The organism is Phenylobacterium sp. (assembly GCF_037189685.1).
GTDB lineage: Bacteria > Pseudomonadota > Alphaproteobacteria > Caulobacterales > Caulobacteraceae > Phenylobacterium.
Genome location: NZ_JBBCIT010000007.1, coordinates 61,466 through 77,467, shown reverse-complemented (window position 1 = coordinate 77,467; position 16,002 = coordinate 61,466). Strand labels below are relative to the sequence as shown.

The 16,002-nt window shown below is 70.1% G+C and carries 18 protein-coding genes; 5 read left to right on the top strand and 13 right to left on the bottom strand.

Translation table 11 applies throughout. The annotated features are described in order from the left end of the window. Positions 1 to 15: 15 nt before the first annotated feature. The 4 genes from WG212_RS03880 to WG212_RS03865 all read left to right on the top strand — a co-directional run bounded on the left by WG212_RS03880 (position 16) and on the right by WG212_RS03865 (position 5,060). Positions 16 to 729, top strand: coding sequence for a TPM domain-containing protein (locus WG212_RS03880; protein ID WP_337185754.1), 714 nt, complete (start codon positions 16 to 18; stop codon positions 727 to 729). A 105-nt stretch (positions 730 to 834) separates the two neighbouring features. After that, positions 835 to 1,299 carry a (2Fe-2S)-binding protein gene (locus WG212_RS03875; RefSeq protein ID WP_337185753.1) on the top strand — a complete coding sequence of 155 codons (465 nt, stop codon included), beginning with the start codon at positions 835 to 837 and terminating at the stop codon, positions 1,297 to 1,299. Between the two features lie 3 nt (positions 1,300 to 1,302). Further along, the gene (locus WG212_RS03870) at positions 1,303 to 3,549 is read left to right on the top strand and encodes a xanthine dehydrogenase family protein molybdopterin-binding subunit (protein ID WP_337185752.1); all 2,247 of its coding nucleotides are present in this window, start codon (positions 1,303 to 1,305) and stop codon (positions 3,547 to 3,549) included. A 383-nt stretch (positions 3,550 to 3,932) separates the two neighbouring features. Beyond that, positions 3,933 to 5,060, top strand: coding sequence for a trypsin-like serine protease (locus WG212_RS03865; protein WP_337185751.1), 1,128 nt, complete (start codon positions 3,933 to 3,935; stop codon positions 5,058 to 5,060). On the opposite strand, the gene WG212_RS03860 is transcribed toward WG212_RS03865, so the two are convergent. The 10 genes from WG212_RS03860 to WG212_RS03815 all read right to left on the bottom strand — a co-directional run bounded on the left by WG212_RS03860 (position 5,050) and on the right by WG212_RS03815 (position 13,132). Beyond that, a complete protein-coding gene (locus WG212_RS03860) occupies positions 5,050 to 5,814 on the bottom strand; it encodes an SDR family oxidoreductase (protein ID WP_337185750.1) in 765 nt (254 codons plus the stop codon). The genes WG212_RS03865 and WG212_RS03860 overlap by 11 nt on opposite strands. A 91-nt stretch (positions 5,815 to 5,905) precedes the next feature. Then, complete coding sequence (locus WG212_RS03855; RefSeq protein WP_337185749.1) at positions 5,906 to 6,679, bottom strand: DUF1080 domain-containing protein; 774 nt, start codon at positions 6,677 to 6,679, stop codon at positions 5,906 to 5,908. Between the two features lies 1 nt (position 6,680). Then, complete coding sequence (locus tag WG212_RS03850) at positions 6,681 to 7,094, bottom strand: EVE domain-containing protein (protein WP_337185748.1); 414 nt, start codon at positions 7,092 to 7,094, stop codon at positions 6,681 to 6,683. A gap of 70 nt (positions 7,095 to 7,164) precedes the next feature. Next, positions 7,165 to 7,536, bottom strand: coding sequence for a hypothetical protein (locus WG212_RS03845; protein ID WP_337185747.1), 372 nt, complete (start codon positions 7,534 to 7,536; stop codon positions 7,165 to 7,167). A 96-nt stretch (positions 7,537 to 7,632) separates the two neighbouring features. Next, positions 7,633 to 8,685 carry a 3-isopropylmalate dehydrogenase gene (leuB, locus tag WG212_RS03840; RefSeq protein ID WP_337185746.1) on the bottom strand — a complete coding sequence of 351 codons (1,053 nt, stop codon included), beginning with the start codon at positions 8,683 to 8,685 and terminating at the stop codon, positions 7,633 to 7,635. Between the two features lie 102 nt (positions 8,686 to 8,787). Further along, positions 8,788 to 9,399 carry a 3-isopropylmalate dehydratase small subunit gene (gene leuD, locus WG212_RS03835; RefSeq protein WP_337185745.1) on the bottom strand — a complete coding sequence of 204 codons (612 nt, stop codon included), beginning with the start codon at positions 9,397 to 9,399 and terminating at the stop codon, positions 8,788 to 8,790. Continuing rightward, the gene (locus WG212_RS03830) at positions 9,399 to 10,265 is read right to left on the bottom strand and encodes a VOC family protein (protein WP_337185744.1); all 867 of its coding nucleotides are present in this window, start codon (positions 10,263 to 10,265) and stop codon (positions 9,399 to 9,401) included. The genes leuD and WG212_RS03830 overlap by 1 nt, the downstream gene beginning before the upstream one ends. After that, entirely contained in the window at positions 10,262 to 10,606 is a 345-nt protein-coding gene (locus tag WG212_RS03825; protein ID WP_337185743.1) for a type II toxin-antitoxin system VapC family toxin, read from the bottom strand. The genes WG212_RS03830 and WG212_RS03825 overlap by 4 nt, the downstream gene beginning before the upstream one ends. Before the next feature lie 36 nt (positions 10,607 to 10,642). Beyond that, on the bottom strand, positions 10,643 to 12,052 hold the full coding sequence (gene leuC, locus WG212_RS03820; RefSeq protein WP_337186053.1) for a 3-isopropylmalate dehydratase large subunit: 1,410 nt from the start codon (positions 12,050 to 12,052) through the stop codon (positions 10,643 to 10,645). Positions 12,053 to 12,133: 81 nt separating this feature from the next. Then, positions 12,134 to 13,132 carry an NAD-dependent epimerase/dehydratase family protein gene (locus WG212_RS03815; protein ID WP_337185742.1) on the bottom strand — a complete coding sequence of 333 codons (999 nt, stop codon included), beginning with the start codon at positions 13,130 to 13,132 and terminating at the stop codon, positions 12,134 to 12,136. An 85-nt stretch (positions 13,133 to 13,217) separates the two neighbouring features. Here WG212_RS03815 and WG212_RS03810 point away from each other — a divergent pair, with 85 nt between their 5' ends. Then, positions 13,218 to 14,111, top strand: a complete 894-nt coding sequence (locus WG212_RS03810) for a LysR family transcriptional regulator (protein ID WP_337185741.1) — start codon at positions 13,218 to 13,220, stop codon at positions 14,109 to 14,111. A gap of 23 nt (positions 14,112 to 14,134) precedes the next feature. Here WG212_RS03810 and WG212_RS03805 read toward each other — a convergent pair whose 3' ends face one another. The 3 genes from WG212_RS03805 to rplS form a co-directional block, all read right to left on the bottom strand. Then, the gene (locus WG212_RS03805; protein WP_337185740.1) at positions 14,135 to 14,821 is read right to left on the bottom strand and encodes an SDR family NAD(P)-dependent oxidoreductase; all 687 of its coding nucleotides are present in this window, start codon (positions 14,819 to 14,821) and stop codon (positions 14,135 to 14,137) included. Next, entirely contained in the window at positions 14,818 to 15,405 is a 588-nt protein-coding gene (locus WG212_RS03800) for a 2-hydroxychromene-2-carboxylate isomerase (RefSeq protein WP_337185739.1), read from the bottom strand. The genes WG212_RS03805 and WG212_RS03800 overlap by 4 nt, the downstream gene beginning before the upstream one ends. A gap of 177 nt (positions 15,406 to 15,582) precedes the next feature. Next, positions 15,583 to 15,984, bottom strand: coding sequence for a 50S ribosomal protein L19 (rplS, locus tag WG212_RS03795; protein ID WP_337185738.1), 402 nt, complete (start codon positions 15,982 to 15,984; stop codon positions 15,583 to 15,585). Positions 15,985 to 16,002: the final 18 nt, after the last annotated feature.

The window sequence follows — 16,002 nt, the reverse complement described above, 5'->3', positions numbered from 1 at the left end:
CGGGAAGCCCGCAGCATGGCCGTGAAGCCCCTCAGTTCAGAAGAGCTCGCCGCGATCGAGGCCGCCGTGCGCGCCGCCGAAGCCGGCACCACCGGCGAGATCTACTGCGTCGTCGCCGAGGAGAGCGCCGACTATCACGCCACCCCCCTGGCCTGGGCGGCGGGCGTGGCGCTGCTCGCGCCCGCCATCCTGCTGCTGGCCGGCGTCCAGGTGACGGCGCCCGATATCTCGGCCTTCGGCGGCTGGACCGCCGCGCAGGTGGAGGACGTGGGCGAAGCCACGGCGCGGGCCGCGCTGGTCGGGACGCTGGCGCTGCAGGCCGCGCTCTTCTTCGCGACCCTGTTCGTCGTGGCCATACCCCCGATCCGGCGCGCGCTGACGCCCCACGGGATGAAACGCGACCGCGTGCGCCAGCGCGCGGAGGAACAGTTCCTGTCCAAGAACCTCCACGCCACGCGCGAGCGCACCGGCGTGCTGATCTATGTGTCCCTGGCCGAGCACATGGCCGAGCTGATCGCGGACGAGGGCATCGACGCCCAGGTCGATCCGGGCGTATGGGACCGCGCCATGACGGCCCTCACCGACGGCCTGAAGCAGGGTCAGCCGGGGGCGGGCTTCGCCGCCGCCGTGGGCCTGTGCGGCGAGGTGCTGGCCGAACGGTTCCCGGCCCGGCCCGGCGACAATCCCAACGAACTGTCGGACGCCGTCGTGGTCCTGCCCAGCCCGTGAGGCCGCCGCGCGGGCGCGAAGGTTACGGGCCTGTCATCATTCCCACGCTTTGCCCCGCCCGAAACCGGCGTTAGCATTTACGGGATAAGCGGGAGACCACGCGCCATGGCCTATACCCTCGACGTGAACGGGAAGGCGCTGCGCGCCGACGTGGACGGAGACACGCCGCTGCTCTGGGTGTTGCGCGACACCCTCGGGCTGGTGGGGACGAAGTACGGCTGCGGCGTCGCCGCCTGCGGCGCGTGTACGGTGCACATCGACGGGCAGGCGATGCGCGCCTGCCAGATTCCGGTCGAGGCCGTCGGGAAGGCGAAGGTCTCCACGATCGAAGGCATGGCGACCCACCGCATCGGGAAGAAGGTCCAGGCGGCCTGGACCGAGCTGGATGTCGCCCAGTGCGGCTACTGCCAGGCGGGCCAGATCATGTCGGCGACCGCGCTGCTGGCCCAGACGCCGAAGCCCACGGACGCCCAGATCGACGAGGCGATGGACGGCAACATCTGCCGCTGCGCCACCTACGTCCGCATCCGCGCGGCCATCAAGCGCGCCTCCGGCCAGAAGGAAGCCTGAGCCATGACCTATCATGACAAGCGCCTTCCCCAATCCGGCCAGCAGGCCGGCGCCAGCCGACGCGACGTGCTGGTCTCGGTCAGCGCCGCCGGCCTGACGCTGGGCTTCGTCGTCACCGGCAAGGCCGACGCACAGACGGGAATCCAGGACGACGCCGTCCGCCCGCTGAACGCCTATGTGACCGTGGCGCCGGACGGCAAGGTCACCATCCTCGCCAAGGCGCCCGACGTGGGCCAGGGCGTGAAGACCATGCTGCCCATGCTGATCGCCGAGGAGCTGGACGTGGCCTGGGAGGACGTCCGCGTCGAGATGGCCCCCAACGATCCCAAGACCTACGGCCGCCAGTTCGCCGGGGGCTCGATGGCCACCCCGATGCACTGGGACGAGCACCGGAGGGTCGGCGCGGTGGCCCGCGCCATGCTGATCCAGGCGGCGGCCACGGCATGGAACTGCGGACCGGGCGACTGCGCCACCGAACCGGGCGCGGTGATCCACAAGCCCACCGGCAAGAAGCGCACCTACGGCTCGCTGGCGCTGGCCTGCGCCACGGTCACGCCGCCCGATCCCAAGACCCTGACGCTGAAGGAGCCGAAGGATTACCGGATCGTGGGCCGGCCTCTGGCCCAGTACGACACGGCGAAGATCGTGACCGGCCAGCCCCTGTTCGGCATCGACCAGCGCCGGCCGGGCATGCTGTTCGCCACCTACGTCAAGGCGCCGGTCTTCGGCGCCAAGGTGGCCAGCGCCGACCTGGAGGCGGCCAAGGCGGTCAAGGGCGTGAAGGCCGCCTTCATCGTCGAGGGTCACCCCGACGCCTTCGCCCCCGGCCCCGGCAACATCGGCCAGGGCCTCATGCCGGGCGTGGCGGTCGTGGCGGAAACCTGGTGGGCGGCGAAGAAGGGCCGCGACAGGCTCAATGTGACATGGTCGGACCATCCGACGTCGCAGCAGTCATCCAAGGGCTATGCGGATCAGGCCGCGGCGCTGAACGCCGGCAAGCCGCAGCGCAACCTCCGCAATGACGGGGACGTCGACGCCGCCCTCAAGAACGCGGCGAAGACGATCGAGGCGGCCTACGCCTATCCGTTCCTCAGCCACGCCAACCTCGAGCCGCAGAACTGCACGGCCGAGTTCAGGGACGGCAAGCTGGAGGTCTGGGCGCCGACCCAGAACCCCGAGCCGGGCCGCCAGCTCTGCGCCAAGACGCTGGGCCTGGCGCCCGAGGACATCACCGTCCACATGGTGCGCGGCGGCGGTGGCTTCGGCCGGCGCCTCGCCAACGACTACATGGTCGAGGCCGCGTGGATCTCGCGTGAAGTCGGGGCTCCGGTTCAGGTGCTCTGGACCCGCGAAGACGACATGCAGCACGATCACTACCGCCCGGCGGGATTCCACTACCTGAAGGGCGGACTGGACGCACAGGGGAACCTGATCGCGCTCGCCGACCACTTCGTGACCTTCTCCAACAAGGACGCCATCGCGCCCAGCGCCGGGATGTCGGCGGCGGAGTTCCCGTCCCGGTTCGTGCCCAACCTGCGCTTCGACGTCAGCATGATCCCGCTGGGCGTCCCCACCGGGCCGCTGCGGGCGCCGGGATCGAACGCCCTGGCCTTCGTCTTCCAGTCCTTCATCGACGAGATGGCGCACGCCGCCGGCGCCGATCCGCTGGAGTTCCAGATCCGGCTTCTGGGCGACCAGGAGGTGGTGGGCCAGGCTCCGGCCGCCTATGGCGCCGGCCGCATGGCCGGCGTCCTGCGCGCGGTGCGCGACATGTCGCCCTGGGCCAGCCGCGGCAAGCTGCCCAAGGGCGAGGGACTGGGCGTCGGCTGCTACTACAGCCACCTGGGCTACTTCGCCGAGGTCTGCCATGTCGCCGTCTCGGCGGAGGGCCAGGTGAAGGTGAAGAAGGTCTGGGTGGCCGCCGACGTGGGCCGCCAGATCATCAATCCCCACGGCGCGCTGAACCAGGTCCAGGGCTCGGTGCTGGACGGCCTGTCCGAAGCCTTGCACCAGCAGATCACCGTGGCGAACGGCGCGGTCGAGCAGACCAATTTCACCGACTATCCGATCATGCGGATTTCCGCGGCGTGTCCGGTCGAGGTCAAGTTCCTGAAGACCGACTTCAACCCGACCGGCCTGGGCGAACCTGCCCTGCCGCCCGCGATCCCGGCGCTGACCAACGCCATCTTCGCGGCCACCGGCAAGCGCATCCGCAGCTTGCCGATCACGCCGGACATGCTGAAGGCCTGAGGGGCGGCGAAGCCTCTACGTACAGGGGAGCGCGACCGCCGGCGGCCCACTCCTCGGCTGTCATCCCGGTTTCGCGGCACGCGAGGACCGGGACCCAGGAACGAACGAAGCATCGACTTCTCCGGGAAGGCCCAGCCTCGATGTCGTGCGCATCCTGCATCATCGATGCACGGCCCTGGGGCGCTGGGTCCCGGTCTTCGGCTTCGCCGAAACCGGGATGACACGCCGCGTTTGACGACACGCGTGATTCATAGGCGATCGCCCGCCCTCGTCCCAGGCGACCGCCGCCGGCTCGCTGAATATTTCAACTTTTTGGTGCATACGGCCCCGAAATATTGCAGCGTTTCCCGAACGCTGATTCAGGCTTTCGGGGACGGTGGGACATGTCGATGCGCAACCGGGTCGTGGCCGCCGCGGCGGCGTTGGCGTGCTTTCCCGCCGCGGCAAGCTCCGCTGTAATCTCGGGTGAGTTCAATGGCATAACCTGGACAGCCGCCAACATCGTCGTGGGCCTGGACTCGTCGGCCACGGCGCTGGGCGGCGGCAGCCCGATCTACAATCCCATACGGCCGCAGCACAACGGCGTCGTCTCGATCATCTCGACCTATGCGGGCGTCGGCTCGTTCATCTGCACGGGCTCCCTGCTCTCGGACCGGCGATCCGTCGTCACGGCGGGCCACTGCGTGACCGATGGCGACGACCTGCGCAGGCCCGACCAGACCACGGTCTTCTTCTATGGCGGAGACAACGCCGACGCGGTGCTGCACGCCAACGCCGATGCGACGGCCGTGGCCGTGACGGACTATTTCGTCAATCCGGACTATACGGGCGAAGTCATCGACCAGAACGACATCGCCGTGCTGCGCCTGGCCGAGGTCGCCCCGGACTACGCCACCGCCTACGGCATCCACGACGGCGGCGACCTGACGGGTCAGGGCTTCAACGTCGCAGGGGTGGGCCGACGCTCCGACACCGGCGGCGAGGTCGGGCACAACCTGGGCTCCGGCATCCTGCGCCAGGGCGACAACGAGTACGCCTTCCGCCTCGGCGACGACGACTTCGGCGGTTTCTGGGACGGCTTCTTCGGGACCGCCGATATCGCCTATTCCTACCTGTCCGACTTCGACAGCGGACGGGCGGCGAACGACACCTCCTGCCGCATCGCCGCCGTCTTCGGGCTCGGCGGCGCCAAGTACTGCGGCCTGGGCGTGGGCCGCCTCGAGGTCGGCACGGCGCCCGGCGACTCCGGCGGACCGCAGTTCATCAACGGCCGCATCGCGTCCATCAGTTCGTATGGGCTCAGCTTCGGCACGACCTTCGGCGACGTCGACGACGTCCTGAACAGCACCTTCGGTGAATTCAACGGCCTGGTGCCGCTGTTCCTCCACGCCGACTTCATCCGGAGCGCCATGGTGCCCGAGCCTTCGGCCTGGGCGCTCATGATCACCGGCTTCGGCCTTGCCGGCGCCGGCCTGCGCCGACGCCGCGGGAGCGCGGGGGCTATCCCCTGAAGCGCCGGTTCAGCTTGCGCATGCCGCCGATCCAGCGGCCGTAGTCGTCGGTCTTGTTGCGCATGTACTGGAGCACCTCGGGGTGCGGCAGGATCAGGAACGTCTCGTCGCCGATGGCGCGGACCACGGCGTCGGCCACCGTCTCGGGCTCCATCATGCCATCGATCGACGCGACGCCGTCCGGATTGTCGGCGGTCATGGCCGTGCGCACCGCCTGAGGACACAGGACAGAGACCTTGATGCCTTCGTCGCCGTGCGTGATGGCCAGCCACTCGGCCAGACCGACCGCGGCATGCTTGGTCACCGCATACGGCGCAGAACCGATCTGCGACAGCAGCCCGGCCGCCGAGGCCGTGTTGACCAGATAGCCGCCGCCCCGCGCCGCCATCCGCGGCACGAGATGACGCGCCGCCCAGACGTGGGCCATGACATTGATGTCCCAGATCCGCTGCCAGTCGGCGTTCGCCGCCTCGGCGCCGCCGCCCACGCCGATGCCGGCGTTGGAGCAGAAGAGGTCGATGGGACCGACCTCGGCCTCGGTGGTTTCGATCAGGGCCTGGATGTCGGCTTCGTTCGAAACGTCGGTGCGGATGGCGCGGCCACCGCACATCCTCGCCGTCTCCTCCGCGCCGGGCAGGTCGCGGTCGGCGCAGACCACGGCCTTCGCGCCCGCCTGCGCGAACTTCACCGCCATGGCCCGGCCGATGCCGCTCGCCGCGCCAGTGACCACGACCACCTTGTCCTTCAGTTCCATGAACGTCCTTCCTTGATCTGCCGGACGCCGGCGTAAGCCATAGCGCGCCAGCCTGCTAGAGGCCGATCCGCGCGGAAGGGGGCAGGCCGGATCAATCCAGCGGCCGGACCCAGATGTTGCGGAAGCTCACGGGCCCGCCGCCGGCGTGGGCCTGGAGCTTGATGGGCGAGCGGCCGTGGGGGGTATATTGCGGCGCGCCGATGAACCGCGTGGGACCTTTCAGTTCCGTGTTGTTCTGCACGAGCACCCCGTTGTGGAAGGCCGTGACACGGGCGGGCGCCTCCAGGCGGCCGTCGGCGGCGAAGCGCGGCGCCGTCCAGACCACGTCATAGACCTGCCAACGGCCGGGCGGCCGGCCCGCATTCACCAGCGGCGGCGCCTGCTTGTAGACGCTGGCGGCCTGGCCATTGACGTAGGTGGGGTTCTCGAAGGGATCGAGGATCTGCAACTCGTACCCGGCGTCGCCCGGCCCGGTGGAGGCCAGGAACAGGCCGCTGTTGCCGCGGAGCTGGCCCCTCCCCGTCACGCCCTCGGGCACGCGCCACTCGATGTGAAGCTGATAGCTGCCGAAGCGGCGTCTGGTCTCGATGTTCCCCGCGGACAGGCGGACCTCGAGCGCCCCGTCCACGATCGCCCAGCCCGCAGGGCCCTGGTCGCGGACGCTCACCCATTCGTCCAGTCCCGCGCCGTCGAACAGGACGACCGCGTCCGAGGGCGGTGCGCCGGACGCCTCTCCCGGCGTGACGATCACCGGGACGGGCGCATGGACCTCGGTGTCCTCCGGACGGGTCTGGGCGGACGCCCACGTGGAGCCCAAGGCCGCCAGGGCCGCGACCGGAGCCAGGACGGTCCAGCGCCGGCGCATCCTATTCCCCCGCCATCTTCTGGATCTCGGCCCACTCGTCCGGCGAGATCGGCGACACCGAGAGCCGGCTCTGGCGCAGCATCGCCATACCGGCCAGCGCCGGATTGGCCTTCATCTCCGCCAGGGTGATCTCGCGCCTCAACGGCCGCACGGGCTTCAGCTCCACGGCCACGAACCGGCCGGCGGGATCGCTGGCGTCGGGAAAGGCCTCCCTGACCACCTCGGCCACGCCGACCACGGCCTTGCCCTCCTGGGAATGGTAGTAGAGCACGGGGTCGCCCACCTTCATGGCCCTCAGGTGCAGGGCGGCGGCGTTGTTGCGGACTCCGTCCCAGATGGTCCTGCCGTCCCGCTGGAGGTCGGCGAAGGCGTAGGCGTCGGGCTCGGACTTCACGAGCCAATGGGATGCGGCCACGGGTGGTCTCCGACTCTGGTCGGCCGCACGATGGCGGCGGGCCGGGCCGCGCGTCAACGGCGCGGGAAGATCATACGGTGCAGGACGGTGCGTAGAGATCGCGCACCTCACGCAGGCCCGACAGGATCTTCAGGCGCTCACGCTTGTCGGGTTTGCGGCTGACCATGAAGCGCCAGGCGCGGACATGCACCAGGATCGCCTCGCGATCGTAGGCGCCGGCGACCAGGAAATCGTCGATCAGGCCCTTCAGGCTCGCCACCACCTCGCCGGCCCCGTCGCGGCCGACGTCCGGATAGCTTTCGGCCACGGTGCGGAGCACATCCAGATCGGTCCGGTCGAGCGTGCGGCCCAGGGCGGACGCCAGACCCTCGGCCAGGGCCAGGACATCGGCGTCGCCGGCGCGGCGATGAACCGGCTTCGGTGTCTCGTTCTGGTCGCGCACGGCGAACTGCCCGTCGAACTTCCGGTCCGGAACGCGACCGTAGGCGACCGTATAGGCAGGGCCCCTTAACGAGGGCCTACGCGCGGCGTGGCGGGTTCAGAGCGCGGCCAGCACCGCATCGCCCATCTGGACCGTGGTCAGGGCGCCGCCCAGGTCGCGGGTGCGCGCGCCGCCGGCGAGGGCCGCCTCGACCGCGGCGAACAGGCGGTCGGCGTCGGCCGTGCGGTCGAGAGACCAGCGCAGGGCCATCTCGAACGACAGGATCGCCGCCAGCGGGTTCGCCACGCCCTGGCCCGCGATGTCGGGGGCCGAGCCGTGGATGGGTTCGTAGAGGCCCGGGGTCCCCGCCACGCCCAGCGCCGCCGAGGGCAACATGCCCAGCGAGCCCGTGAGCTGGGCCGCCGCGTCCGACAGGATGTCGCCGAACAGGTTGTCGGTCAGCAGGACGTCGAACTGCTTGGGCGCCTTGACGATCTGCATCGCGGCGTTGTCGGCCAGGATGTGCTCGAGCTGGACGTCGGCGTACTCGCGCCGGTGCAGGTCGGTGACGACCTCGCGCCAAAGGAGGCCGCTGTCCATCACGTTGGACTTCTCGGCGCTCGCCACCTTGTTGCGCCGGCCACGGGCAAGTTCGAAGGCCACCCGGGCGACCCGCTCGATCTCGGCAGTGGTGTAGACCTGGGTGTCCACGGCGCGCTTGCCGCCGCCCGGCAGGTCCTCGATGAACCGCGGCTCGCCGAAGTAGATGCCGCCCGTCAGCTCGCGGACGATCATGATGTCCAGGCCTTCGACCAGCTCCCGCTTGAGGCTGGAGGCGTCGGCCAGCGGGCCGAAGCACAGGGCCGGGCGCAGGTTGGCGAACACCTGCATGCCGGCGCGCAGGTTCAGGAGCCCGGCTTCGGGCCGCTTGTCGCGAGGCGCGCCGGCCCACTTGGGACCGCCCACCGCCCCCATCAGGACGGCGCGCGCGGCCTTGGCGGCGCCCAGGGCCTCGTCGGTCAGGGGAACGCCGTGGGCGTCGTAGCTGGAGCCTCCGAACAGCCGCTCGTCCAATTTCAGGTCGGGGGTCAAAGCCTGCGCCACGCGGCGCACCTGCGCGGTCACCTCGGGCCCGATCCCGTCACCAGGCAGGAGGAGCAGGTCGGTCATGGATATCCCCGGAAAGCTAGAGCGGCCGTTCGGCGGCGACGTCGTACAGGCTGGGGTTCCGATCCGGAACCCCCAACCGGCGTCCGTGACGGCGCCGCGGCGTCACGCGCCCTCGAGCCAGGGCTGGCTCAGCGCGCGTTTCATCTCGTAGGTGTCGATCGCCGGAGCCGCCTCCAGCGTCTCGCCGATGGCGTCCAGCCCCTTCAGCATCTTGGCCTTGCGCTTGGGGTCGATCTCGAAGCGGAAGACGGCGCCGGACGGCGAGGTGACGGTCTGGGTCTCCAGGTCCACCGAGACCACGTGGTTGCCGCCGCGGGCCTCGTCCATGAGCTGCCGCACCTCGTCCGCCTGCAGGACCACCGGCAACAGGCCGTTCTGGAAGCAGTTGTTGTAGAAGATGTCGGCGAAGCTGGTGCTGATCACGCAGCGGATGCCGAAGTCCATCAGCGCCCACGGCGCGTGCTCCCGGCTCGATCCGCAACCGAAGTTGTCGCCGGCCACCAGCACGCCCGCGCCCTTGTAGGCGGGCTGGTTCAGCACGAAATCGGGAATCTCCCGGCCCTGCTCGTCGAAGCGGTATTCGTAGAACAGCCCCTTCGCCAGCCCCGCGCGCTCCACCGTCTTCAGGAACTGCTTGGGGATGATCTGGTCGGTGTCGATGTTGGCCAGCGGCAGGGGCGCGGCGGCGGCGTCGAGGCGCGTGAAGGCTTCCATCAGGCGGTTTCCAATCTGGGCTCTGCGCTGAGCATGATCATGGGCACGCCGCCCAGCGTCATCCCCTCGGGCGCGTTGCGGACGGTGAAGACGTGGGTGCCCGGCTTGCGGCCGACCCGGACCTCCGAGACGTCGAAGCCGGCGGCGGAGATGCGGGCCTGAGCGGCGCGCGGATCGGCCACCCGCCAGGCGAGGCCGCCCGAGCGGTCCTTCGTATCGGGGTTGGCGTCGGCCCCGATCCTGGCGGCCATCTCCACCACGGCGTCGCCGCAGCGGAAGAAGAGCTGGCGGGCGTTCCACTTCGGGTTCTCGCGGTCGAGCCGCAGGTCGAGGCCCAGCTTGGCGCCATAGACCGCCAGGGCACGGTCGACATTCTCCGTCAGCACCACAACGTGGTCCAGACGGGTCACGGCCGCATCCGCCGTCTCGCGCGAAAGGGGAAGGTCGCAGGCTTCGGTCAGCAGCAACGGCAACCCGCCGGTGGTCTTCGGGTCGAGGTTCGAGCTGGTCCAGGTCCGCGTCCGTCCGTCGGCGGCGGTCATGGTCAGCGGCGCGGGCGGCGAGGCGGCCACCCCGCGCCGATTCAGGAGTTTCGCCGCCGCCCCGATGTCGGGCGTGCGGAAGGCGTAGGCCAGAACACCCTCTCCACGAGTCTCCAGACGTTTGCGCAGGCCGTCGGCGAAGACGCCCTCTCCATCCGGCGAGATGAGGTCGAGCGCGGTGTTCTCGAGCTGGAACCAGGCCTGGCGCACGCCGCCGCCCGAACCGATCCAGTCGGCCTCCAGGCCCAGGAGGCGGCTGTAGCCGCGGGCCGCAGCGTCCAGGTCGCGGACGACGACGGCGATGTGGTCCAGGCCCGTGATCATGTCACGCCCATAGCACGGCGAGTCCGTCGTAGCGCGCGACGGTGGTCGATCATCAGGCGGTCGAAAGGATCGCGATGGTGCAGCGGAAGGTCACGCAGTTGCGCCGCGTGCGCGAGCGTCAGCGGCAAGGGCTCAATCTCAAGGTCCACGAGAAGGTCCTCGAAACTCGCCACAGGGTCTTCGCCCGCCCATGGGAGTTGCAACCTGCCGACCCCGGCCTTGATGCAGAGCTCGGCAATTCCGACGATGCTTACGAACAGCGGACCGCCGCTCTCCTCCAGGACGCCGACCACCCTGGCCGAGAGACGCGTTTTCGCCTCGTAGAGGTTGATCTGCTTCATCGGCTCAAGATGGTCGCCTTGACCAAGTTGGTCAGTCTACAGGAAATCCCGCACGTCGACGATGTGGCCGGCCACCGCGGCGGCGGCGGCCATGGCGGGGCTCATCAGGTGGGTGCGGCCACCCCGGCCCTGGCGCCCTTCGAAGTTGCGGTTCGAGGTCGAGGCGCAACGCTGGCCGGGCGTCAGGCGGTCGGGGTTCATGCCCAGGCACATGGAGCAGCCCGGTTCACGCCACTCGAAGCCGGCCGCCTTGAAAACCTCGTCCAGGCCCTCTTCCTCGGCCTGGGCGCGGACCAGGCCCGAGCCCGGCACCACCATCGCGCGAACACCGTCAGCGACCCTTCGCCCCTCCACGACCTTGGCCGCCGCGCGCATGTCCTCGATGCGGCTGTTGGTGCATGAGCCGATGAACACCACGTCCACCTTGGCCTCGGTGATCGGCTGGCCGGCCGCGAGGCCCATGTAGTCCAGCGCCCGGGCGGCCGAGGCGCGCTTGTCCGGCGTGGCGAAGCTGTCGGGCGCGGGCACGACGCCCGTCACGGGGATCACGTCCTCGGGGCTGGTGCCCCAGGTGACGCTGGGCGCGATCCGCGCGGCGTCCAGAACGATCTCGCGGTCGAAGACGGCGTCATCGTCGCTGAACAGCGTCTTCCAGTAGCCGACCGCCATTTCCCAGGCGCCGCCCTTGGGCGCCGAGGGCCGCCCCTTGAGGTATTCGAAGGTCGTCTCGTCGGGCGCCACCAGACCGGCCCGCGCGCCGCCCTCGATGGTCAGGTTGCAGAGCGTCATGCGGCCTTCCATCGACAGGCCGCGCACCGCCGATCCGGCGTATTCGATGACGTAGCCCGTGCCGCCGGCGGTGCCGATCTCGCCGATGACCGCGAGGGCGAAATCCTTGGCGCCGACGCCCGGCCCCGGCTCGCCCTCGATGCGGACACGGAAGTTCTTCGCCTTCTTCTGGCGTAGGGTCTGGGTGGCCAGCACGTGCTCCACCTCGGACGTGCCGATCCCGTGCGCCAGCGCGCCGAACGCGCCGTGGGTCGAGGTGTGGGAGTCGCCGCACACGATGGTCATGCCGGGCTGGGTGCGGCCCTGTTCCGGCCCCACGACGTGGACGATGCCGTTCCGCACGTCGCCCATGGGAAAGTACTCGATGCCGTACTCGGCGACGTTCTTGCCCAGGGTCTGGAGCTGGAGCCGGGCCTCCTCGTCGGTCACGGCGTCGACGCCCTGACCCTGACCCTCGGTCGGCACGTTGTGGTCGGCCACGGCCAGGGTGCGGTCGGCGCGGCGCACGCCCCGGCGGTTGGCGCGCAGACCGGCGAAGGCCTGGGGCGTCGTCACCTCGTGGATCAGGTGCAGGTCGATGTAGAGGATCGCCTCGCCGTCCTGTTCGTCGACGACGTGCGCGTCCCAGATCTTGTCGTAGAGCGTCTTGCCGGGCATGGCGCGCATGTAGGTCGCCGATCGCGCGCACGTCTAGTGCTGCGGCGCCGCAGTCCGGGTGCGAACGCAGCAAAAATTTTCTCAGGCGGCGTCAATCAGGCTTGCCGGAAGCGACCCCTGGCCGGCCAGGGCCGTCCGTAGCGCCTCGACCAGCAGGGTGCGGGGCTCCTCGCCCAGGCTGGCGCGGAGGCGCGCGTTGTCCAGCAGGACGGTCTCGCGCCAGAGATACCTGACCTCCTGCAGCTCGCGCAGGGTCTCGTTGAACGGCGCGACCGCGGCCAGGGCGAGCCAGGGCATGCGCTTCACCGCGAGCCGACGCCCCGCGGCCGCCTCCAGGCCCGCGACCAGTTCGTGACCGGTGACCGCGTGCCCTTCCATGTGGAACATCGCCTGATCCGCCAGGGGAGTCCTCAGGAGCCGGACGAAGGTCTCGGCCACGTCGGGCAGGAACGCCCAGGCGTGGCGGATCGCCAGCGGACCCGGATAGCGGACGGCGGTGACGGGTCGTCCGGCGCGCACCACGCCCTGTGAGAGCCAGTTGTTCCCGGGCCGGGGGCCGAAGAAGTCGCCGGCGCGCACGATCAGGAACCGGACGCCGGCCTCGCACAGCGCCGCCTCCATCCGCACCCGGATCGCCCCCTTGCGTGTCAGCGGCGTCTGCGGCGCGTCTTCCCCGATCCGGGGGAAGGCGTCCGGACCATAGTTGTAGACCGTGCCGGGGAACAGGAGCCGGGCGCCGCTCGCCCGCGCGGCGGCGAGGCTGGAGTCCAGCATCGGCATCTGGAGGCCGGCCCAGTTCCGATAGGCGGGCGGATTGACGGCGTGGACAATGATCTCCGCCCCGTCGGCGGCGGCCGTGACGGCGCAGGCGTCCAGCGCGTCGGCCTTCACCCATTCCAGCCCCGCCGGGGTATTCGCCGAGCGGGCCCGCTCGGGGTCGCGGTGGGCCGCGCGCACGCGCCAGCCATCCGCGAGCAGCCGTTCGGCCAGTGCGCCGCCGATTCCGCCGGTCGCACCGATCACCAGGGCCAGAGGATCGCTTCGGCGACCCGTCGGGGCGCCAATCGTGGGTCGGCTCATGGGGGCCTCCTTCTTCGCCCCCAGAAGGCACGGGCCAGGGCCGGACAGAATTGCGCAATCCGGCAGAACAGCTATTCGATGCCGCATGCCCGGAATCCCCGACTGGGACCTGCTCCAGAGCCTCCACGCCGTCCTCCAGGCCGGCAGCTTCTCGGCCGCCGCGCGCCTGCGCCGGCTGACCCAGCCCACGCTCGGCCGTCACATCGACCAGCTCGAACGCCAGCTCGGCGCGCCCCTGTTCCTGCGCAGCCCACGGGGCCTCCAGCCGACGGACCTGGCGCTTGCGTTCCAGCCCCACCTGGACGACATGGCGGCCGCCGCCGCGGCGGCGGGGCGCGACATCGCCGGCATCGTCAGCGGCGAAGGGGGCGTGGTCCGCGTCACGGTCAGCGAGATCGTGGGCATCGAGGTGATCCCTTCGATGATGGCGCGGTTCCGGCAGGCGCACCCAGGCGTCACCGTCGAACTCACGCTCAACAACAAGAACGACGACCTGAGCCGACGCGACGCCGACATCGCCGTGCGCATGTCGCGGCCTACGCAGAACAGCCTGGTCGCGCGCAAGGTGGGGGCCCTCCGCCTGGGCTTCCATGCCACGCCCGACTATCTCGCCCGTCACGGCCTCCCGACGGATTTGGACGAGCTGACCCGGCACACCCTCATCGGCTTCGACCGCGACCTGCCGGAGATCGCCAAGGATCTGTCGATCGGCCGGCCCGTCACGCGCGATCTCTTCACCTATCGCACCGACAACGACGTGGCCCAGCTCGCCGCGATCAAGGCGGGGGTGGGCATCGGAGTCTGCCAGAACCAGATCGGCCGCCGCGAGGGGTTGGTGGCCGTGCTCGCCGATCAGTTCCGGTTCGACCTCGACATCTGGATCTGCATGCACGAGACGCTGCGCGGCGCCCCGCGCATGCGCCTGATGTTCGACCACCTGGTGAGGGAGTTCGGCGCGTACGTGGCGGACGGAGAATAGGCGCGGGCAGACGCCCCGGACGCTTACCAGGTCTCGCGGAAAGGGCGCACCTCCGAGAGAAACGACCAGGCCGTCCTCGGCTGGTGGGCCAGGTGGAACACCTCGCCCGCGATATCGGCCGGCCGGATGAAGAAGTCGTCCGGAGCGTCCTTGTAGCGCGCCCGCGTCCAGGCCAGGTCGATCACCGCGTCGATGACCAGATAGGCGACGTGCACACCCTTCGGTCCCAGGTCACGCGCGATGGACTCGGCCAGGATCCGCTGGGCGGCCTTGGTGGGCGCGAAGCCGGCGAAGTTGGCCCGACCGCGCAGCGCCGAGGTGTTGCCGGTGACGATCAGGGCGCCCTCGCCCGCCGCGATCATGGCCGGCGTCGTGAGGCGCGCCAGGTGAAGCAGAGCCATGACGTTCACCTGGAAGTTCCGCTCCAGCACGGCCGGATCGATGTCCGCGAAGGCGCCGAAGGCGCCGCCGACGGCGTTGTGGACCACCACCTTCGGCGGGCCGATGCGTTCGACGACGGCCTGAAGGGCGGCCGGATCGCTCACGTCGCACGGGGCGGCGACACTTTCGGGGATTTCGGCCGCGAGGGCGTCCAGCCGGCCGGCGTCGCGCGCCAGCATGGCGACCCGATAGCCGCCGTCCGCGAAGCGCCGGGCGATGGCCGCGCCGGTTCCGGGGCCGACGCCGGTGACGAGGGCGAGCGGCTTCACGCGGCGGTCTCCACGGTCAGGCGCTCGCGGACGAAGTCGAGCCGGTCGTTGCCGAAGTACATGTCGTCGCCGACGAAGATGGTGGGGGCGCCGAAGACGCCGCGCTCGGCGGCCTCGCGGGTGTTGGCCTCCAGCTCCGCGATGACTTCGGGACTGTCGATCAGCGACTCCAGCGCCGCGGCGTCCAGGCCGGCGGCGTCCAGAACCGCCAGAATTTCGGGAACGCTCCCGAGAGGGTCGCCGGCGCCCCAGAAGGTGTGGAACAGGGCCGCGGCCGCCTCACGCGCCTTTCCGATCCGCCCGGCCGCCATGACGGCGCGCGCGCAGGCCTGGCCGTCGTTGGCCCGCGCCCGCGCCGGGTTAAGGGGCACGCCATAGCGCCGGGCCCAGCGGACGAGGTCGGCGCGGGCATAGCGGCCCTTGGCCGCGGACTGCAGCGTGGTGGGCTGGTTGCCGACGGCCTCCATCACCTTCAGCACCGCCATCGGGCGCAGGCTCACCTCGACGCCAAGGCCTGCAAGCTGACTATGGGCGAGGTAGCTGTAGGGACTGCCGAAATCGAAGAAGAACTCGAGACGGGACATGATGATGGGCTCCCCCGGTTGAGGGCCTCATCAGGCGCCGGAGCTCGAAATCGGGCAAACCAGAAAAGCGCACGATCGGTCACAAATTTTCTGCAACCCCGTGCGGGGCGTGGCGGGAAACGAAAACGGCGGCTGGATCGCTCCAGCCGCCGTTCGCATTTCGTCGCCCTCGGGGCCTCAGCCCTCGGTCGTCTCGGGCGCGGGTTCCTTGGTCGTCGCCGTCATCTGGCGCTCGGCGATCCGGGCCGACTTCCCGCGGCGGTCGCGCAGGTAGTACAGCTTGGCCCGGCGCACGACGCCGCGACGCTTGACCTCGATGCTCTCGATGTTCGGCGACAGGATCGGGAACACGCGCTCCACGCCCTCGCCGAACGAAATCTTGCGGACGGTGAAGTTCTCGTCGACGCCTTCACCCGCGCGGGCGATGCAGACGCCCTCATAGGCCTGGACGCGCTCACGCTCGCCTTCCTTGATCTTCACGTTCACGCGCACGGTGTCGCCGGGGCGGAACTCGGGGATCTTGCGGACGGCCAGGAGGCGGTCGGCCTCTTCCTTGCGCAGTTGTTCGATCACGTTCATCGGTCTCATCCTTACTGG

Coding starts and splice junctions, on each gene's coding strand:
- WG212_RS03880 (WP_337185754.1), top strand. CDS start 16: ATGGCCGTGAAGCCCCTCAGTTCAGAAGAGCTCGCCGCGATCGAGGCC.
- WG212_RS03875 (WP_337185753.1), top strand. CDS start 835: ATGGCCTATACCCTCGACGTGAACGGGAAGGCGCTGCGCGCCGACGTG.
- WG212_RS03870 (WP_337185752.1), top strand. CDS start 1,303: ATGACCTATCATGACAAGCGCCTTCCCCAATCCGGCCAGCAGGCCGGC.
- WG212_RS03865 (WP_337185751.1), top strand. CDS start 3,933: ATGTCGATGCGCAACCGGGTCGTGGCCGCCGCGGCGGCGTTGGCGTGC.
- WG212_RS03860 (WP_337185750.1), bottom strand. CDS start 5,814: ATGGAACTGAAGGACAAGGTGGTCGTGGTCACTGGCGCGGCGAGCGGC.
- WG212_RS03855 (WP_337185749.1), bottom strand. CDS start 6,679: ATGCGCCGGCGCTGGACCGTCCTGGCTCCGGTCGCGGCCCTGGCGGCC.
- leuB (WP_337185746.1), bottom strand. CDS start 8,685: ATGACCGACCTGCTCCTCCTGCCTGGTGACGGGATCGGGCCCGAGGTG.
- leuD (WP_337185745.1), bottom strand. CDS start 9,399: ATGGAAGCCTTCACGCGCCTCGACGCCGCCGCCGCGCCCCTGCCGCTG.
- WG212_RS03830 (WP_337185744.1), bottom strand. CDS start 10,265: ATGATCACGGGCCTGGACCACATCGCCGTCGTCGTCCGCGACCTGGAC.
- WG212_RS03825 (WP_337185743.1), bottom strand. CDS start 10,606: ATGAAGCAGATCAACCTCTACGAGGCGAAAACGCGTCTCTCGGCCAGG.
- leuC (WP_337186053.1), bottom strand. CDS start 12,052: ATGCCCGGCAAGACGCTCTACGACAAGATCTGGGACGCGCACGTCGTC.
- WG212_RS03815 (WP_337185742.1), bottom strand. CDS start 13,132: ATGAGCCGACCCACGATTGGCGCCCCGACGGGTCGCCGAAGCGATCCT.
- WG212_RS03810 (WP_337185741.1), top strand. CDS start 13,218: ATGCCCGGAATCCCCGACTGGGACCTGCTCCAGAGCCTCCACGCCGTC.
- WG212_RS03800 (WP_337185739.1), bottom strand. CDS start 15,405: ATGTCCCGTCTCGAGTTCTTCTTCGATTTCGGCAGTCCCTACAGCTAC.
- rplS (WP_337185738.1), bottom strand. CDS start 15,984: ATGAACGTGATCGAACAACTGCGCAAGGAAGAGGCCGACCGCCTCCTG.